This is a genomic window from Pseudomonas sp. HD57-3 (assembly GCF_056113135.1).
This window is the reverse complement of sequence record NZ_CM148568.1, coordinates 3,452,551-3,471,834: the sequence shown is the minus strand read 5'-3', so window position 1 is coordinate 3,471,834 and position 19,284 is coordinate 3,452,551. Positions and strand designations below refer to the sequence as shown.

Here is a 19,284-nt window from a genome sequence, read left to right as displayed (position 1 = left end):
CTGGGATAAACGCGTTGATGCAAATTTGCAGATTGGTTACATACAAGGAAGATCATCATGTCCAGGCCGAGTCTACTGATGTTGCCGCTGACCTTGGCGTTACTGCACAGCGGTTTGACCTTTGCAGAGGATTCCGCCGAACTTGCCAAACAAGCACTCAACCCCGTCGCCGCTATGTACAGCCTGCCCGTGCAATACAACTGGGATCAAAAGACAGGTCCCACCGGCAAAGGAATGCAAAGCGTCACCAACATTCAACCGGTGCTACCGTTTACCCTGAACGAAAACTGGAACCTGATTTCCCGAACCATCCTGCCAGTGATCGACCAACATGGTCTTGCTGCAGGTGGCGCAGCCGACAAGTCCGGCGTGGGTGACATTACCCAGAGCTTTTTCTTTTCCCCAAAAAAATCCACCGACAGCGGCTGGATACTCGGCGCGGGCCCTGCGCTGCTGATTCCAACCGGTAGTGATGAACTGCTGAGCAGCAAGCAATGGGCGGCCGGGCCTACGATCGTAGCGCTCAAGCAAGCCAATGGCTGGACGCATGGAGTCCTCGCCAACCACCTATGGGGGCTAGAAGGTAGCCCGCCAGATGACAAGGACAAGGTCAATCAAACTTTCCTGCAACCGTTCCTTTCCTACACCACGAGCCAATTCACGACGTATGGCATTAATGGCGAGTCCACCTATAACTGGCGGCAAAAAGAATGGTCGGTTCCGATCAATCTTACGGTTACTCAATTGTTGAAAATCGGTGGCCACCCGCTGACAGTCCAGGCCGGGCCACGTTACTGGGTCGATAGTTCCGAAGACGGTCCTGAGGGGTGGGGATTTCGCGCGGCAATCACCTTTTTATTTCCGCGTTGACTATTGTTTTGTGCCGCTTATCCCAAAAGCGAGGCTCAAGATCGGGCAAATATCCAGTGCTGGACTATCGTCCTTATGGTTGTCGAATTGTGCTGTTCATTTCTGGACCCAGCTGAACTTACGCACCGCATTCGCAGCATAAACAGGACCGCATCTGACATAAAAGTCGCATTTGTGCGACCCACCGGCCAAGGAGCCAGTCTTATGACTAGCGTACGCAAGTGGTTACCCAAATTCGCCATCGTGGCGACCTCGCTCATTACGTTGTCTACAGCCGTTTCAGCCGCCGATAAACCTAACATCCTCGTCATTTTTGGCGATGACGTTGGGCAGACCAACATCAGTGCTTATTCCCATGGCGTCGTGGGCTATAAGACGCCAAACATCGACCGGATTGCCAAAGAAGGCATGATGTTCACTGACTACTATGCGGAGAACAGTTGCACCGCCGGGCGTTCGACATTCATCACCGGTCAATCACCACTGCGTACCGGACTTTCCAAAGTTGGTATGCCGGGTGTTCCAGTCGGGCTGCAAGCAAGGGACGTCACGATCGCTCAAGCGCTGAAAGCAAAGGGTTATGCGACTGGACAATTTGGCAAGAACCATTTGGGCGACAAGGACGAATACCTTCCCACCAACCATGGCTTCGATGAGTTCTTCGGTAACCTCTATCACCTCAATGCCGAAGAAGAGCCCGAGCGCGAACTGTGGCCAAAAGACGATGCGGCCTTCGTCAAGGCTGCCTCTCCTCGTGGCGTAATCCACAGCTTTGCCGACGGCAAGATCGAAGATACCGGGCCGTTGAACAAAAAGCGTATGGAAACCATCGATGACGAGACCACTCAGGCCGCCATCAACTTCATGGACAAACAAGCGAAGGCCGATAAACCGTTTTTCGTCTGGATGAACACGACGCGCATGCACGCATTCACTCATGTGCGTGAGTCGATGAGGGGCCAAAGTGGCATGCCGGGCAATGAGTACGCTGACGGCATGCTGGAACACGATGGTGATGTAGGCAAGCTGCTTAAAGCAGTTGATGATCTGAAAATTGCCGACAACACTATCGTGGTCTACACCACTGACAACGGCCCGAACCAATGGTCTTGGCCGGACGCTGCAACGACTCCGTTCCGTAACGAGAAAAACTCTAACTGGGAGGGTGCATACCGCGTGCCGGCGATTGTGCGCTGGCCTGGAAAAATCAAGGCCGACACGGTTTCTACTCAGATGATGTCCGGCTTGGACTGGTTTCCGACATTGCTTGCCGCAACGGGCGATACCGATATCAAGGAACGCCTGCTGAAGGGGGCCGACGTCGGTGGAAAGAACTTCAAGGTTCATCTGGACGGCTACAACCAGCTTGATTTTCTGACCGGTAAAACTGATAAGAGCGCACGGAACGACTTCTACTACTTCAGTGATGATGGTGATTTGGTAGCCATGCGTTACGACAACTGGAAGTTCGTCTTCTGTGAACAACGTGCACCGGGTGGATTCAAAGTGTGGAGCGAACCTTTCACCTGCCTGCGCGTACCTAAAGTTTTCAACCTGCGCATGGACCCTTACGAGCGCGCCGACGTTGTCTCCGATCAGTACTACGACTGGGTAGCGAAGAACGATTTTCTGATCTTTCAGGGCATCAGTAAAGCCGCAGCTTTCCTGCAGACCTTCGTAGATTATCCGCCAAGCCAACGCCCTGCCAGCTTCAGCATCGATCAGGTTCGCGCTGACGTAGACAAGAAAATCGAGGAAAAAATGAAGCAGCAAAAATAACCAGAGCCGCTTCCAAACGTCCGCCTGATGGCGGACGTTTCGGTTTTTGGACCGAGTTGCTCAACTGATCCTGGATTGAAGGAAAGCAAAGCAGTGGTAAGAAAGACTTTAGTTGCCAGCTTCTTGTTATTCATGTCTGCGTTTGGAATGAGTCCCGTACTGCTTGCGGCCGAGGGAGGCGTCGGGCGTCCGATTACGGGCCAACAGGTATTTTCCAACGCAGGGGTAGTGCCATCGGACCCTGGCTGGATCATGTCATTGACCAGCATCTGGTACGACGGTGATCTCAAGGGCAATAAGGGCGTGCCAATTGTTGGTAGAATCGGCGGGGATCTGGATATGAAAGTGTCCTATACCATCGCCAATTTCACCCACGTATGGGATACCGGCAAAGGTCGATGGAACTATGCATCGGCTATTGGCGTGCCGGTGCAATATACCGATGTAACCGTGGACATTACCCAGCCTCGGGGTCGCGTGCTGGGGGCAGAAGACACGGGAACACAGTTTGCCGATATTCTGGTGACACCCATTGCTGCCGGCTATCACTTCGACGCGCAAAACCACATCTCCTTTTCCCTTCCTGTTTACCTCCCGACAGGTGCCTACAACGATAATCGCCTGGCCAACCCTGGCCAGAATAATTACACGTTCATGCCCACCGTAGCTTTCACCCACCTCGACGGCTCGGGCGGCGAAATTACGCTGTCCTCCGGTCTGGAGTTTTACACCAAGAACGATGCCACCGATTATCGTAATGGCAACATCTTCACCTTCGATGCACTCTGGACGCACGGGTTCGGCAACGGTTGGAGCGCAGGCATCGTCGGTGGGTATGTGCAGCAGGTTACCGACGACAAAGGTCAGACTGCTGACTCATTTGGCGGCTATCGCGGTCGCTCCGTAGGAGCCGGTCCGGTGATCGGTTGGGCCGGTAAATTCAATGATGCCAGAGTGAATGTCAGTGCACGCTGGGTACCGGAGTTCGATACCAAAAATAGGCCGGAGGGCAACGGTTTCGCGGTCAATTTGACGCTGGCTTTCTTTTAAGCAAAGTTATTCTCGGCAACCGATTAGGTGAAGTTCGAGTCAGATTGAAAATACCTCCGTAACATTTTTGGGTATCGACGGCCTGGATGTCAATGCCATTCCAAGTAAGAGCCTGTCAATCGAGTAGTTAAAGTCTATTAATACGTACTCATCGGCCTAACTGGGGGGGGCGGTATTTTATAAGTCACCATGGGGCGGGGAGCAAATTATAACTTCTCTCCTATTCCGTACGTTGTGAAATTTAACGCTCAGAGTTAGGAATGATTACGAGGAGTAAGACGGTTTGATGAGCTACGCTAACGTTCTCTTGTTTCATAAGTTCGTTCCGAGCTGCTATCTGTGCCATTTAGAGGCATTTGCGCGGCTAGGCTGTCAATCGAGAGCGAACAAATATGAATGACTGCTTTCGGCCGATTCTGTTGAAAAAGTGGGATTTTCAGCTGGCCTGAACTCAGGCACGACCAGCACTGGAGAACCTACTCACCACATTGAGTGGTTTTTCGGCCCTTCGTTGAGCTTTGCCGCTCGGTTATTGGGTTGGTTTTGGGTTTTTTGTTTCGTGCAGACCAGACCTGCGTCCATGCAGCGACGCAGCACTTCATTGAACAACCAGCGAAACAGATCACTGTCCCGAAAGCGGCCATGTCGATTTTTGGAAAAGGTCGAGTGATTAGGGACTTCATCTTCAAGGCGCAACCGGCAGAACCAACGATACGCCAGGTTCAAGTGAGCCTCTTCGCACAGCCGTCTCTCGGAGCGAATACCGTAGCAATAACCCACGATCAGCATGCGAATCATCAGTTCGGGATCAATCGACGGACGCCCAATCGGGCTGTAGAAATCGGCGAGGTAATGGCGCAGGTCGCTAAGATCGAGCCACTGATCAATGCTGCGCAAAAGGTGATTGGCTGGGATGTGACCTTCAAGGTTGAACGAGTAAAACAGTCGCTCCTGTCCACTCGATAACTGTCCCATCATGCTGCGTGCTTCCCTGCTGGCCAATGCAGCAATTTTGCCGCAGGCCAAATAGGGGAGCTACTTTTTCAACAGAATCGGCCAAAAGCGGACGGTGTTCGACTGCCCCTCTACGAGGACGTGGTAGTAAACCTCCATCAATATTCCTGCATAGCCAAGTCTCACTTACGCTTCCTGTTTACCTCTATCACTCCCTTATTGAAGTAGTAACTACTTACAGTCTTCTCCCGTCGAAGACGATCCAATAGCTCACGATCAGCAAGCGTATCCGGAACTCGCAACCGACTGCGACCCACCTCAGTGAGCTTAGGGTAATCACCGTCAAGTGCTTGCAGGATAATGAAGAGCTGATCTCGGCTAATCACACCCAGGTGGGGTTTAAGTAGTAGTAAGATCTGCGCCATTGAGACATTTTCTTGCGCCATTTTCTGCACAACATCGGGCGATAGTTCGAATCCGCATCGGATGGCGAATCGTGCGAGTTCATTCAGGCCTTGCTGGTCCGCGACCTCCGCATACTTTGTAGCTTGCTCAACCACCAAATTCTTGATTGTCGTATCGATCTCATCGCTTTTCAGAAGTTCTGCCAGATCAGCGCCCACTAACGCCGGGGTCATGTAGATTGAAAACTCGCCCGACTCTCGGATAAACCCCCTGCGCGTTAACCAGTCAGTCGCTGCAAGGTGCTCATATGATGTGGCTTCATCCGCAATGATGTCGTGCTTGAGTAACTGCGCGAAAAGGTCGCCAACTTCCGCCGCGATATCGCCAATCGTGAGGTAGCAGCGCAGGCTTAGGCTAGCGACCAGCTTCGTACGGAGCACAGCGGATGGGAGCTGATCCCTTGCCGCTAGGATTGCTATTGCCAATGCAGTCTTCGACTCTTCGTCAGCGGTTTTAGTGTCTGTGATCTCGGCAACTGCCGTCAGTATTCTCGCAAGCTGAGCATCAATCCCAATAACCGCCACGTAGCGGCTAATGTTGCTGAAAGTTGCAGGGAACCGCCTGTGTTGGGCCAACGCTGGCCACGCGCCCTCAGACACTTTCGAGAGATCTACAACCTCGCAATCTAGAGCAGCGAGTTTGATTACGTCACCTAGACAAGTTGCTTCCGTCGAAAGTACATCTTCAATTACTGCGAGAAATTTCTCGTTCGCATCAATCGTCGTGGAAGTGCCATCGATAGCCTCCAGATACTTCTTCAAATGCTTGAAGACATAGTCGTACACCGCCTCGCTCCGATCCCGGATGACATCGAGCGCAACGGTTGTTGAATTGTCGATGGCGATCGCGAGATTCAGATATGTGATCTCATATAAATTGCGTGACACAAACGACGTACGAATATGGTGACCTAACAGTTCCAGACGAGGCACTGTAATACCCGCATCCTCGAAGAGTACGCTTATACGTTCAGCCTGGGCCGGGACGGTCGCGTCGGACTTTAGTGCTGCGAACTCGGCGTAGTGCGCAGACAAATAAGATGACACCGCTGAATCTATCCGCTGCTTTGAAGGCGTCACGTGTGCTAGGGCTACATTCAAAAGCTCTAGCCGTGAAGAGTCATCTAGGTCCGCCTGACTTACGAGATAGGTGAGCACTTGTGTGGAGGCGACCGTGAACCGTTCGATGAGCCGTGTGCACTCTTTCCCAGCGGTAAGGTACGCCTGCAGAAAATTGGCCTGAGGCGCCCCTAGACCAACTAGGGAGCGGATCATGATGTCGGCCTCCTCGATATGTTTAGCCAGTAGATGGTCTAGGATAGCGATGTTGTAAAGCGCAGGATCCTTCAGCGCACTCTTGCCTCGCTCGCGGACAACAGCGTCTACGTCTTCTGGAGTAAGCTGGAAGTGCAGGTCAGTCAGGTCTCGCTCGACGTGATGGATGATGAAATTCGTGGCAGCGGACCCGACGCGATCCCCGTGGAATGTCGACGTGTAGAGTGTGAAGTTGCGGTTGATATACCCGGCGCGAACAATCTGGTACGCCAAACCGGGCGTTAGGATGAACTTCGCGATCGCTTCGAAAGACAGCCTGTTATCCTCATACTGGACGAGGAATTTTGGTCGTTTGATCAGATCACCAAGGTCCGCGCTTCCCAAGAATTTAACTTCCTGCATCTTCTCTTCGATCTGCTCAGTGAACTCCTCACGATCCGTCTCGTTCCAGCTCTCAGCGTCCAGCGGATCACCAAGCGCAGCCGCAAGACTGTCGCGAGTGAACGACAGTTTATGACCCCGGTAGCTATCGTAATATTCAAGTGGCAAGTCTCGGTCCGGAGAGACGAAGCTTGTCCAGAACTGCGTTCCCTGAAGATCTCCCGAAGACTTCTCAGCACCAGCGAACAAGTACGTTGCATTCTGAGTCCGGAAGCCCGCAGACTCAGCTGTTCGTTGCACATGAGCAAGCAGACGTTCGCCCAACTGAGCACTGCGGCTGGCAGCTCCGTTGATCCGAGATATCTGCTGGCGAAGCGCCCTAATCTCGCCCTCGACTTGCCTGATGTTTTCAGTCACCAATTCACGGCTGAGCTTGTAGAGTATGTCCAGCTTGCTATGACCGAGCCGGATGGTCTCGAAGTCTGCTAAGTGCGTGCTCTTGTAGAGCATCATCGCAAACAGGTCAGTTTCACTCAAATTGAGCTGCTTGCCGTCGCCCGAAAATATTCGATCACGGAAGACGATGAATTCGTTACGGACGTTCTTGAGGAGTCGCATATCCGGCACGTATTGCGCTGCTAAGTCGAGTAGTTCTGGAGATACCTGGTGCTCAACTTGACTCAGTAACTGCAGTGCCAAGTTGCGCGCGCTCCGGTGCGTAATAAAGGGAACCACCGGGATGACCAGATCGAAGAATTTCGTGCGATTGGCGCGTACTGCTTCGGCCTGAGCAGGATCGTCCGTCGTGACTAATTCCGTATGACGGCTGCGCCCCTCAATCTCGAGGCCGATGCGATCAAAGATACTGTCTTTGATCGCATAGATGAATCGAATCGGCTTCTTGATCTGGGGCGAGGCGTTGAGCAAAGTGTTCAGCGCCCGGAGCGTCTCGAAGATATGAGAGTCGTTGAACCGGTCGACGTCCTCGAAGAGAACAATGTCCCGATCCGAGACTTCAAAGAAGTACACGATCTCGTCGAGATATTGGTCAAAGTACGAAACGGAGCTTTCGTTGAGCGTGACGGTTGCAGCCCCTGCGGAGAGCTGCTTGATATGCAGTTTTCCATAGAACAACCAACTCACCAGTAGGATAGTCAGCGCCGCAGTGCTCCAAATGACAAGGTGAGCCCAAACACCAATTACCACGTATGGCGTGAACACAGCATCAATCTTTAACGTCCATCCAGTCAGCAAGAAAATTACAGCAACGACAAAACCCAACAACATCGACGTTCCAATCGCCCGCCACCACCGGAAACGCTCAATACGCCGAAACCGTGAGCCAGGGGTTCTGCTCGGATATTCTCGATAGAGCAGTTGCTTGACAATCTCCTGCTGGATGCGATTGGTCGGGGTTGTCGCTTGGATAGGCACAGAATTATCAAGCTGGGAAGCTTCGATAGGAGCAAGCGTCGAGAGCGATAACTCTACGATGCGATTATCCTGCCGCCGAGCGACTTCTTGCATGATACTGCTCTTACCGACCCCGTAGTTGCCGGACAACGCAATGTTACGGACCTGATCTTTAGCAAGCGCAGCTTCGATTGCGGCGACATAGCCGCCATGCTCTTCTGCTAGGTACTCAGGGGTAAGCGGGACCAAGTTCCAAGATTCCTTGGCTGGCGCCTGTTCAGAACAGAAGATGCCCCGAGCACGATTACGGATGCCGCGCAAAAAATGAAAGGTCACATGTCCTCCTGGAAAAATCCCAAACTGCAGCACTACCACATTCTGCCAGAAAGCCGAACAATCCTACTCGCTCTGATATACACGTGCTGAAGCTCATCCTGCGTCCGTTTGCACGAAGGAGCACATTGTTGCGTTATGCAGAAGTGTTGGCTCAACTGGACGCTTAAGGCCAAGTGGCGTTAACTTGAATGCGGAAAACGGATGCCATAGTCCGCTTTTGGCCGATAACGGTCGTTCGTGAGCGCTGTTATCGGCCAAAAGCGGATGTTTGGGCACTGTGCTTCGACCCCGCAAAAGTTTAATGCCATAATCTTAGCGCCCTACTACTGTGAATTAATTAAACTTACTTATTGACTACTTGACCTAGCATCAGCCAAAAACTTATTTAGCTTTTTCCAATGGGAACGCAACTGTTTCCTAATTGATTGGGAATCCATAATATTCGCAGCCCTAAATCCATATGAAATGAAGTTTCTGCGCCCGAGGTAACTATAGCCTCTATAGATAGTACGAAGGAAAAGCTCTCTCGGAGGTTCCCCCCTTCCAGCCCGAAGCTCATTGCAACGATCCATTGCCTTCTTGCTTACCCAGATACGCTTGCGAAGCTTTTTATAATATCTCGTTATAGAGGAGGAGCGGATATGCTCACGCTGCCCATCAAATGAAAATCCTAGGTAGTGCAACGGTTTTTCAGAGCGAAGTTTGCCAGCAGCGTCAAACGCAAATTGTCTAATTTCCGTTTTCTTCTCTTGCAAATTTAGCCCCAGTTTTCTAATTTCATCATTCACATACTCATAAATCTCATCCTCCTTTTCGGAATCACATATGACGAGTATGTCGTCGCAGTAACGGTAGAATACTGACTCTGTCAAGGATAGTCTGGAAAGTAAAGCGAGATCAAACTCCAACATATAGATATTGGACAGGAGCGCACTTATTGGAGAACCTTGCGGAATGCCGCGTGACTCGGGATTAGTAGCAAGAAGCCCACCACCTCTCACATCATCACGAAATTGCTTGGCCGAGCAGAGGCGCTTATTCTCAACTCGTGGATTATGGATAGACACACCGAGCTTTTCATAGAGGGCGACTTTATCGACGCGAGAGCTTTTGGTGATCGATTTGAAAACCGCAAAATGGTCGACTGGAAGTTTTCCAACTCCAAGCAACTTTGCCCATGCTGCCTTCAACCGTGAATGGTCGAGGCGATCAAAGAACTTTTCAACATCGAATGCAAGAACGCAACATTCTCCCTTAGCCTTGATCTCGCAGAACGCATCATGTGCAAAATGAATGTTGCTCTTTCCATCAATGGAGCGAAAAGCCAATACCGACGTATGTAAGCCACGTCGCACCAGTTCCTTTTCATACAGCTGGCTTAAAATGAAGCAGTAATAAGCATATATGTGTGAGTCTAAGTGGGCTGAGTAACTGATTGGCCTAGGTTTGGGATTTTTTACGAACACACCACGATCATTATCTAGCCGATACTTCAATATAACTGAGGTGTAGGTGATAAAAGGATAAAACGAATGAGCTGCGACTTTCTGAGGGGATGAAGCATAATCCAGTGCAGCTTTCTGACCGACAGGACGATCAAAGTGAAGATATTTTCTAGGCTTGTACCACGGCAACTCGTCCATACTAGCACCTTGATAAGCCAACCGGTGGGACTAGGATGGCGGCAATCCCTAAACCGCCCCACCGGCTAAACTTAATGCTCTAAACATTATCCATCTTTTCAGACTAGGCCGCGTATTGCTAGAGTTGACGTATAGTGCCAGTATCACGATTACATCTGGAGGTTCTCAATGAAGAGATTCCGCGTGTTGTTGTTCGCCATGTGCTTCCCGCTGATAAATAATCATGGGTGGCTTGACAACTTGTGATCCACCTTATGGCCTAATGCCACAAGCACTCTGAATCTAGCACAAGGAATGCGATCGCGCCTAGGGATCAAAACATATTTTTTAGCCCTACCTGCACCTCGAAAAAATGGCCCTTTAAAAAATCGTAGTTTTACACCGAAAGATAAAATACGGCGCTCTCAAATGACTGAGCCCATGGTGCTTAGCAGTGTGCAACTGGCGTCATCGTGAGCCCGATACTTGAATCCTCCCGTCTTTTTAGACTCATTCGAACGTCTGCTCCTGGCCGGTAGCGGTACGTGCAAACGTCCGCTTTTGGCCGACAGCGGTCGCATGGGAATGTCCGCTTCTGGCCGATAGTAGCCGCTCGCGGATGAACGCTTTCGGTCAAAAGCATCCTTCCGAAAGGCTGAGCTTCCAGCAGGGGGTATCGCCACCTTGCCTAACGAATAGTGGTCACTGGATCACTCACTCGCAAATTCTGCAAAAAAACAGGCGCTACTGCATCCAATCCGAACGCCACCGCGTATATCAAGCACGGACAGACTTTCCTGGCCGATTTCCCCACAAAGGATCATCACGATGAAACGCATTTCGATCAAAACGCCATTGATTGCGGGCCTTCTGACCTTGGCGGCAGGTAGCGGATTAGTGTTCAACGCTGCGCATGCTGCATCGATGAGTCACGAGAGCGTCATGGTCGGCGGTCAAAGCATGTTGCCGAGCAAGGACATCGTCGACAACGCAGTGAACTCGGCCGATCACACCACCCTGGTCGCCGCCGTGAAAGCTGCCGGTCTCGTCGACACCCTCAAGGGAAAAGGGCCCTTTACTGTGTTCGCACCGGTCAATTCAGCCTTTACTGCTCTGCCCGCAGGAACCGTCGATACGTTGCTCAAGCCAGAAAACAAGGCAACCCTCACCAAGATCCTTACTTACCACGTTGTGAGCGGCAAACTGGACATGGCCACCCTTGCCGAAAAGATCAAGACCGGTGGTGGCAAGACCGAACTGACCACCGTCTCGGGCGGAAAACTGTGGGCAATGATGAATGGCCCGCACAACATCACCATCAAAGACGAGAAGGGCGACGTCGCCGACATCAGCACTTATGACGTATACCAATCGAACGGTGTGATACAGGTCATCGACAAGGTCCTGATGCCGAAAAGTTGACCGGCGTCGCCGGTCGATTTCAGCAGGATCGGCGAGTCTTCTGAGGAGCCCACCCGTGAATGGAACAACCGCGCGCCGTGGGCTAACCTCTGGCTGCAATCGACTTGTAGGGTCTCACGACCCAATCGTTTGGAGAAAGGCTATTCCCATCGCTGACACTGACCAACTCAAACACCTTCTAGCCCAGTGTTCCCTGGGGGACCGACGTGCTTTTGATGCGCTGTATCGTAGCGTGAGTCCGCGTCTGCATGGCGTGGCGATGCGTTTCATGGGACGCTCAGATCTGGCTGAGGAGGTGCTACAGGAAAGTTTCGTGCGTATCTGGAACAATGCTTCGCGCTACCAATCGCACCTGTCGGCGCCGATGACCTGGATGATCAATATCACGCGAAACCAGGCCATCGACCAATTGCGAAAGCATCGCGAACGTCCGCTGAGTGACCTCGACGCGCAGATGCTGGTCGACGACAGCCCCTCGGCACACGATCAGTTGAACAGCTCCCGTGAGAACACTTCATTGAATCGGTGCCTAGATAGTCTCGAAGGGATGCAACGCCAATCGATCACCATTGCTTATTTTGAGGGACTTTCCTGTTCAGAGCTGGCTGAGCATCTGTCAGCGCCGCTTGGGTCGGTAAAGTCTTGGATCCGCCGAGGCATGGAGCGTTTGCGCAGGTGCCTTGAGTCATGAACTACCAAACTCCGAGTCTGCGTCGTGCACTTGCTGCCGATTATGCCATCGGTTTAATGCCGCCAACCGCGTGCCGGCGCTTTGAGCAGTTGTTAATCGAAGACTCGGAACTTCGCGCGGAACTTGCGCAATGGCAGGACAGCCTCATGAGCCTTACTGAGCATCTGGCTGAACAACCTGTGCCGGATCGTGTATGGCGCGGAGTCACGGCGCGTATAGATCCGCAAACAGCGCAGCTCACTTTGAGGCAGCCATTCTGGAGCTGGCTCCGGGTGACGATTGCAGCATGTTCGTTGGTAGTAGTAACCCTGGGCGCTATCTACAACCGTGACGAAGTACGCTACGGCGCTACGTTGCGTAGTGCCGACGCACAGTCGTGGATGAGGATCGAAGCTCACGAGAATTACCTGAAAATTAAACTGTTGGCATTGGTAAAGGTCGAAAAGAATCGCAGCCTGGAAATGTGGGTTATTCCGCAAGATGGCAAACCCGTCTCCCTCGGGGTGATACGGCCAGGTGGAGATGGGGAGATCAAGTTGGGCAGCGCGCAGAAAGCTCTCATTGGTGAATCCATCACTCTGGCCGTCAGTCTTGAGCCCGAGGGCGGATCGCCGACAGGACAGCCGACTGGTCCGGTGCTGTACCAGGGCGTGCTTACGGCGCTATAACTTAGGGCCGGCAAATCTTTAATCTTTTTCGTGAGTAAAAACGACTTACTTATCTGCCTTGCAGAGTCCGAAGTCAGCGCAACTTACTCTTTAACATAAACGGCAGCTCCTCGCCGATAGCTGTAGCTTACGAACGACGTTTTTCGGCCAATGGCCTAGCGCTGGTCACAACTCCACACTGAATCCTTTCATGCCCACGCTGTCGGCAAAGCGCCCCACCGCCGTGAGGCTGGACCAGGTGCGCAGCGGCTCACGTCGCGAGCGTACCGGCACCCAGCGTGCGCCGCTGCCGCCCAGGCGAATCGACAGGCCCCAGTCGGGGCCACCCTCGATCCTGGCCACCAGGCATTCGCGCACCGAGTATTGTTCGACCAGGGCGCGCAACACGTCTTCATGAATACCGTCACCGATCACTGTGCATCCTCCTGCCGACGCGCCGTGGCGGCTCCGTCGAAGACGTCATACAACGCCTTAATGCGCGCCGCGTCCAGCACTTCGACCGTCTCCAGTCCCAAAACAAACCCGGCGGCGCGATCGCTGGCGCGCCGCAGCTCGTCGGCGCTGGCCGCCTGGCTGATACGGGCCAGCAGTTTGAGGGTTTGGACCTTCACCGCCGGCGGCAGGTCCAGCGCAGACAGGGTGTCACTCATGCTCACACCCATGTCCAGCCGTTGAGATTGGTCGGCGGTAGCAGAGGCAGTTCACGGTGTTCGACGTCGATCAGCAGCCAGCCGCCGGCCGGCTCGTTGCGCCCGTCGAGAATCGGGCCTTGCAACAGCACACCGTCGGGCAAGACCACCTGGAGGGCGTTGGCTTGCTTGGGGCCTAGCAGATAGTGGTCGAACTCGAGGCAGACGCGTTTCGGCCCGAGGTTGATCACCCGGACGTTCATTTCCAGCGTGGTCAACCGGTTGGGAGCCTGTCCCTCGTACAAGGCGAGCACGCCGACGGTGGCCAAGCCTTCATAGGCGTAAGACATGAACCCTGTTCCTTGTTCCCCTGAGATCGGCCTGGCGGTGTGCCAGAGCGTCAGGCAATGGTAGACCAGTCCCTGGGGGACTGGTTTCCACGCGGCGAAAAAAGGGCTCCACACCGCGGTCAGGTGTGGGGGCCGATTGAACATAGGCTGGATTTACAAGCAATGGCTTGTTACCCGCCGACAGGGACTAACACGCCGATTTCTCACCTGAGAAGGCTATTGTTCGGGGTTGACGCTCATTGTTTTGCGGACTAAAAAATAACTCCCGCGTGGCACTCTTGCAATTTAAAACAACAAGGAGGCCGTCAAATGATGCGAAGAGGTTCGAGGTACTGGCTCTGGGCGGATTGTGAGTTGCACTGTCGGTCACACGATGAGGTGTTGAGTGACGGCAGTGTGATTGACGTTCAGGCGCGTGTTTCGAGAAAGGGCAGAACTCAGCTGTTCATCGGTGTATATGACGGGGAGGGTCTCCCCAAATTTGAAGAAGCTCATGACGAATTACCCAATGACACGATGACAACGGCTCTCGCATGGGGCGTGGGTCGTGCTCGTGCAAAGGCAGCAGGCAATCTGGGAGCAACTTCCGTCAGCGAAAGCTCGCAGATACCCCCTGGCAACCAGCGAACATCTGCTGCTTGAATCACCGGCAACCGTCCCCCAGCCCTGCACCGGATAAAATCCGGTGCAGGGCTGCTTTACTTTCTAAACCCCCGAAGTCGCATGATTGCGTCTGTGAGTGCTTGTGCGTTCTTGTCCAGGTTTTCCATAACCATGCTCGCGTTAGCGGCAGCCTCCTCTGCGCCGTTCTCTGAAAGCCATTTCGTGACCTCATCTATAGCGGCGCCGATCGCATACTGATTGTCCAAAAGCAATGTCAGCGCATCTGCCGTAGCGACGTTGAAATCTGAGTGATCTGACACGGGATCCATCCTAGATTGAAGTGTGCTGGAAAGCCTAGTTCATGCGGCCGTCCGAGATTTGCAGACGTTGTCGTCATGTTCTCATTTTTTTGCACCAGAACAGTGCGCTAGTCCCATCTCAGTCCCATATGGACTTTTTTTTCAGAAGCCAAAAAACACAAGCCCCCCCCGATTCTCTCTAGAAAAATCAGTAGGTTGCGTTTGCTGAGTGTGGCGGTTAAGGAGAGATTCGAAGTCCCAACCTTTACAAGCCCTCAGCTGATATTTGCACACACGTTATTCCCCCTTCGCATACATGGCCGCTAGTACCCAGGGGCGCAGTGATCGTCGTATGCTAAAAATTGCTACAGGGGATCGCGGTATCGAAACCTGGCCAATCATTGCGGGTGTAAGGTGGGTTGCTGCACTCAATTCATCATCGGAGCCAGCCAGCGTCCGTTTTCGGCCAATAACGGACGATCGTCCTTCCCCCGATCGTCAACTCAAACGGAACCTGACGTCGGATAGTCCAGATAGCCTTCCCTACCCTGGCTGAACCAGGTACTCATCTCGCTTTCCACCAGTGGCAACCCCCGAGCGAATCTCAGCGGTAGGTCCGGATTGCCGATAAACGGACGTCCAAATGCAATCGCATCGGCGAGTCCTGCATCCAAGTGCGCTTGCGCCTTGGCAAGCCCGTAGTCCGAGTTGAGGATCAGTACGCCTTTGAACACTTCGCGAATCATCCCGGCCAGCGGCGGCCGCTCTGACTTGCCGAAGGTGCCGTCCAGCGGTGGCTCGCGGACTTCCAGATGAGCAATGCCGATCGATGACAGCACTTCGGAAGCGCGGATGAATAGGGCTTCTGGATCGCTATCGCGGATACCCTGTTCATAGCTGCTTGGGGTCAAGCGTACGCCGGTGCGGTCGGCGCCGATGACGCCTGCAACCGCCTCGGTTACTTCCTTTAGCAAGCGGATACGGTTATCGATCGAACCACCATAGGCATCACTGCGAAAATTGTCGCTGTCGCGCAAGAACTGGTCGATCAGATAGCCGTTGGCGGCGTGAATTTGTACGCCGTCAAAATCCGCCTCGATTGCGTTGCGCGTGGCTTGACGGAAGTCTTCCAGCAGTGCAGGAATTTCTTCTAGCGGTAGCGCGCGCGCCGGGGTATACGGTTGTTTACCGGCGTAGGTATGCGCCTGGCCCGGCGCCGTGGTGACCGATGCGGAAACCGGCTGGCCGCCACCGAGAAAACTCGGGTGCACGACCCGGCCCATGTGCCACAGCTGCGCGATAATCCGGCCGCCAGCAGTATGAACTGCGTCGGTGACTTTGCGCCAGCCGGCGACCTGTTCGTCGGACCAGATGCCCGTCGCGTAAGGCCAGCCCAAACCTTGCTGACTGATGCCGATCGCTTCGGAAATGATCAGTCCCGCGCTGGCGCGCTGACGGTAGTACTCGACCATCATCTCGGTCGGGACGTGCTCGCGAGTACCGCGGGCTCTGGTCATCGGCGCCATCAGGATACGGTTGGGCAAATCGAGCGCGCCGAGGCGCAGGGAATCAAATAACGATGTCATGTTCAGGCTCTCCAAAAAGGTGGGCAGGATCAAACCAGGCGTGCGCCGCCGTCGATGTTGAGTACGGCGCCGTTCATGAAGGTGTTGCTCATCAGGAACACCGCTGCCGCGCCTGCCTCTGCTGCTGTGCCGAGGCGATGTAGGGGCAGAACCTGCTCAAGTGAGGCGATAAATGCCTCACGCCCCTCACCCAGTGCCTTGCCGAGAATCGGGGTGTTGATCGGGCCCGGCGACAGCGTGTTGACCCGCACCGGTGCCAGCTCTAGAGCCAGACCGCGAGCCAGTGCTTCCATCGCTGCCGAGGCGGCTGCCAGCACGGCGGTGCCGTAGGCATTCGGGCGATCAGCCAGAGAGCCGGAAATGAACGTGATCGAGCCGTCTTTTGCCAGCTTGTCACCGAGGATCCGAATCACATTGATCGATGCCCAGATGCGTTCATCGAACGCGCGGTGCAGGTAAGCGAGATCCGCCGCAAGCACGGAGCCAGCCACAAACGTGCCGGCGAGCAGAACGAGGTGATCGACCTGGGGGATATCTGCCAATGCTGTTTCGATAGCCTGACTGTCAGTCACGTCTGCCGCGCGCCAGTCGTCGAAACCATGCTCGATGGCGGCTTGTCCGGCACGCGCGGCGTTTGAACCGATGACGATGACCTTGGCGCCAGCGGCTTTCGCTTGCACGGCAGCGGCGAGGCCGATGCCGGAGGTACCGCCGAAAATGACCACGGTTTTGTCGGTGAGTGAGGATGGCAGGGTTTGGGTGATGTTCATGCTTGAGTCTCCGTCTGGAACACCCGAGTGGCGTTCGATGGGCAAAGACTACGGCTTGGAATGAAGATTGATAATTAGGGCAGAAGTCGCTTTACTAGTGCCATGAAGGCACAAATCGGATTGGATCGTTTAACTGGGCTCATCGCCTTTGCACGAGCGGCTTCGCTGGGCAGCTACACGGCTGCAGCCCGGGCACTGTCGGTATCACCGTCGGCCGTCAGCAAAAGCGTGCAACGGCTCGAAGAGCATTTCGGGCTGATGCTGTTCACCCGCACCACACGCTCACTGGTGCTCACCCCGGAGGGCCGCGATCTTTACGAACGGGCGTTGCGGATTCTGCGTGAAGTAGAAGACATCGATCAGGCCGCCGTCGCCTCCCGCGCCGAGCCTTCGGGCGTGTTGAAAGTCACCGCGCCGTTGCCGATTGGACTGAATATTCTCGCGCCAGCCCTGCCAAGATTTCGCGAGCAATACCCGAACCTGGCTATTGATCTGCGGCTTGGCGATCAGTATTCCGACATCATTGAACAAGGCATCGACGTCGCGGTTCGGGTTGGCAACCTTGCCGACTCGCGACTGATTTCTCGCCCGCTGGGCCCGCATCGGATCGGTGCATTCGCATCACCTCATTACCTACAGCGCAAAGGCACTCCGGTAACGGCTGAAGACCTTGCGGGTCATGAATGCGTGAATTTTCGGTATCAGAGCACGGGGCAGAGTTTGAAATGGCCTTATGAGGCGGATGGTAAACAGCTTGAGTTGTCGCCAAATACAGCTTTTACAGTCGATGCCAGCGATGCGGTTGCTGTGGTAATAGCTGCCGGGGGCGGTATCGGTATCTCACCGCACTATGTAGCTGCGCCGTATGTGCGCCGGGGAGAACTGGTTCCGATTCTCCCACAATTCACCGTAGAGCGTTTTAGTATCACTGCTTTATGGCCAGAAAGCCGTCGAGGTAGCCCAAACGTAAAAGCATTCATTGCATATCTGATGGAGCTGTTCCCTCCCACGCCTCCTTGGGATGAGCTAATCAAAAAACCGAGTATGTGAGAGTGCATTCTGGTGGATTTTGAATGACCGCTTCTTGCCGATTGCAGCGCACGCGACAGGCAGCAATCGGCCATAAGCGGACCCTCGCAGGTGACAGCTACAGACCGGTAGTGGACGTTCGCTTAGCAAATAAAAATCATGAGAGGAATCGTACGCGAAGGTTGACCGCCTTCGCGTACCAGGGAGTCCCTGCGAGCAATCGAGTGTCATTATAGGCAGTGACTTTCATGGTTAACACGCAGTACTCATCCACTGCCGCGTTCCTGATGGCAGGGCAGCTTTACAGCTTGTAGCCACCACTTGCTTCAATGACCTGGGCGGTCACCCAGCGGCTTTCCTCACACGCCAGATACGCCACGACCGCGGCGATGTCTGAAGTTTCTCCGAAGCGGCCCAATGCGGTATCAGTTTCGATCATTTTAACCATGTCGACGTTCTCACGTACGGCCGCGTTCATGTCTGTCCGTACCCAGCCCGGCGCCACGGCATTCACCGTAATGCCGTACGGACCCAATTCCTGTGCAAGCGCATGGGTCAGGTTGTTGATACTGGCTTTGGCCATCGAATAGATCGGCACTGCCGACATGGCTCGCGCGCCGGCACCGGAGGTGATGTTAATAATTCGGCCGCCATCGCTTAGACGACTAAGTGCGGCTTGAACGACGAAAAACGGCGCTCGAGCGTGGACCGCGAAGATGGCGTCCCAATTGTCCGGTGTTGCATCCCGAAAACTGCCCCAACCAGAATTTCCGGCATTGTTGACAAGAATGTCGAGCGCTTTACTTCCGTTTCGTCTGATGAGTTCTCGGTCGAGTTGTTCGAACAGTGCGGGGATAGCCTGAACATCTGACAGATCAGAATGAAGTGCGAAGGCACTACCTCCGGCGCTCTCGATGGCATCAACCACCTCCTCGGCGGCGGACTTGCTTGCGTTGTAGGTCAAGGCGATTGTTGCGCCTTCTTTCGCCAAGCGCTCTGCAATTGATCGACCGATTCCCCGCGACCCTCCTGTCACCAGGGCCGTTTTTCTCATTAGCGATTGTGGCATCTGAAACTCCATTAAAACTCGAAT

16 protein-coding genes and 1 pseudogene are annotated in these 19,284 nt (G+C 53.9%); 7 read left to right on the top strand and 10 right to left on the bottom strand.

Features of this window, described 5'->3' with window-relative positions; all coding sequences use genetic code 11:
- Nucleotides 1–78 precede the first annotated feature (78 nt).
- The 3 genes from AC0R79_RS15515 (at nt 79) to AC0R79_RS15505 (ending at nt 3,699) form a co-directional block, all read left to right on the top strand.
- Nucleotides 79–870 (top strand): transporter, encoded by a 792-nt coding sequence (locus AC0R79_RS15515; RefSeq protein WP_474730402.1) that lies wholly within the window; start codon nt 79–81, stop codon nt 868–870.
- A gap of 204 nt (nt 871–1,074) precedes the next feature.
- Nucleotides 1,075–2,649, top strand: a complete 1,575-nt coding sequence (locus AC0R79_RS15510) for an arylsulfatase (protein WP_474730400.1) — start codon at nt 1,075–1,077, stop codon at nt 2,647–2,649.
- A 132-nt stretch (nt 2,650–2,781) separates the two neighbouring features.
- Nucleotides 2,782–3,699 (top strand): SphA family protein, encoded by a 918-nt coding sequence (locus AC0R79_RS15505; RefSeq protein ID WP_474735118.1) that lies wholly within the window; start codon nt 2,782–2,784, stop codon nt 3,697–3,699.
- Nucleotides 3,700–4,263: 564 nt separating this feature from the next.
- On the opposite strand, the pseudogene AC0R79_RS15500 reads toward AC0R79_RS15505, so the two are convergent.
- From AC0R79_RS15500 to drt2, 3 genes and pseudogenes are all read right to left on the bottom strand, one after another.
- Nucleotides 4,264–4,677 (bottom strand): annotated as a pseudogene (locus AC0R79_RS15500) (transposase); the annotation flags it as partial.
- A gap of 158 nt (nt 4,678–4,835) precedes the next feature.
- Nucleotides 4,836–8,522, bottom strand: a complete 3,687-nt coding sequence (locus tag AC0R79_RS15495; protein WP_474730398.1) for a YobI family P-loop NTPase — start codon at nt 8,520–8,522, stop codon at nt 4,836–4,838.
- A gap of 347 nt (nt 8,523–8,869) precedes the next feature.
- On the bottom strand, nt 8,870–10,165 hold the full coding sequence (gene drt2 / locus AC0R79_RS15490) for an antiviral reverse transcriptase Drt2 (RefSeq protein ID WP_474730397.1): 1,296 nt from the start codon (nt 10,163–10,165) through the stop codon (nt 8,870–8,872).
- 807 nt (nt 10,166–10,972) lie between these two features.
- Between drt2 and AC0R79_RS15485 the strand changes: the two genes are divergently transcribed.
- From AC0R79_RS15485 to AC0R79_RS15475, 3 genes are read left to right on the top strand one after another with little or no spacing between them, the layout of a single operon-like run.
- Entirely contained in the window at nt 10,973–11,566 is a 594-nt protein-coding gene (locus AC0R79_RS15485; RefSeq protein WP_474730395.1) for a fasciclin domain-containing protein, read from the top strand.
- Nucleotides 11,567–11,621: 55 nt separating this feature from the next.
- The gene (locus tag AC0R79_RS15480; RefSeq protein WP_474730394.1) at nt 11,622–12,257 is read left to right on the top strand and encodes a sigma-70 family RNA polymerase sigma factor; all 636 of its coding nucleotides are present in this window, start codon (nt 11,622–11,624) and stop codon (nt 12,255–12,257) included.
- Nucleotides 12,254–12,925 (top strand): anti-sigma factor, encoded by a 672-nt coding sequence (locus AC0R79_RS15475; protein ID WP_474730392.1) that lies wholly within the window; start codon nt 12,254–12,256, stop codon nt 12,923–12,925. The genes AC0R79_RS15480 and AC0R79_RS15475 overlap by 4 nt, the downstream gene beginning before the upstream one ends.
- 165 nt (nt 12,926–13,090) lie before the next feature.
- On the opposite strand, the gene AC0R79_RS15470 is transcribed toward AC0R79_RS15475, so the two are convergent.
- The 6 genes from AC0R79_RS15470 to AC0R79_RS15445 all read right to left on the bottom strand — a co-directional run bounded on the left by AC0R79_RS15470 (nt 13,091) and on the right by AC0R79_RS15445 (nt 17,162).
- The gene (locus tag AC0R79_RS15470; protein WP_474730390.1) at nt 13,091–13,339 is read right to left on the bottom strand and encodes a hypothetical protein; all 249 of its coding nucleotides are present in this window, start codon (nt 13,337–13,339) and stop codon (nt 13,091–13,093) included.
- Nucleotides 13,336–13,575 carry a hypothetical protein gene (locus AC0R79_RS15465; protein WP_474730388.1) on the bottom strand — a complete coding sequence of 80 codons (240 nt, stop codon included), beginning with the start codon at nt 13,573–13,575 and terminating at the stop codon, nt 13,336–13,338. The genes AC0R79_RS15470 and AC0R79_RS15465 overlap by 4 nt, the downstream gene beginning before the upstream one ends.
- Before the next feature lie 2 nt (nt 13,576–13,577).
- Entirely contained in the window at nt 13,578–13,904 is a 327-nt protein-coding gene (locus AC0R79_RS15460) for a hypothetical protein (RefSeq protein WP_474730386.1), read from the bottom strand.
- Nucleotides 13,905–14,602: 698 nt separating this feature from the next.
- Nucleotides 14,603–14,836, bottom strand: coding sequence for a hypothetical protein (locus AC0R79_RS15455; RefSeq protein WP_474730384.1), 234 nt, complete (start codon nt 14,834–14,836; stop codon nt 14,603–14,605).
- A gap of 473 nt (nt 14,837–15,309) precedes the next feature.
- Nucleotides 15,310–16,392, bottom strand: a complete 1,083-nt coding sequence (locus AC0R79_RS15450; RefSeq protein ID WP_474730382.1) for an alkene reductase — start codon at nt 16,390–16,392, stop codon at nt 15,310–15,312.
- Between the two features lie 29 nt (nt 16,393–16,421).
- Nucleotides 16,422–17,162, bottom strand: coding sequence for an SDR family oxidoreductase (locus AC0R79_RS15445; RefSeq protein ID WP_474730380.1), 741 nt, complete (start codon nt 17,160–17,162; stop codon nt 16,422–16,424).
- A 102-nt stretch (nt 17,163–17,264) separates the two neighbouring features.
- On the opposite strand from AC0R79_RS15445, the gene AC0R79_RS15440 reads away from it, so the two are divergent.
- Complete coding sequence (locus AC0R79_RS15440) at nt 17,265–18,212, top strand: LysR family transcriptional regulator (RefSeq protein WP_474730378.1); 948 nt, start codon at nt 17,265–17,267, stop codon at nt 18,210–18,212.
- Nucleotides 18,213–18,492: 280 nt separating this feature from the next.
- Here the strand turns inward: AC0R79_RS15440 and AC0R79_RS15435 are convergent, their stop codons facing one another.
- Nucleotides 18,493–19,260 carry an SDR family NAD(P)-dependent oxidoreductase gene (locus tag AC0R79_RS15435; RefSeq protein WP_474730377.1) on the bottom strand — a complete coding sequence of 256 codons (768 nt, stop codon included), beginning with the start codon at nt 19,258–19,260 and terminating at the stop codon, nt 18,493–18,495.
- Nucleotides 19,261–19,284 lie beyond the last annotated feature (24 nt).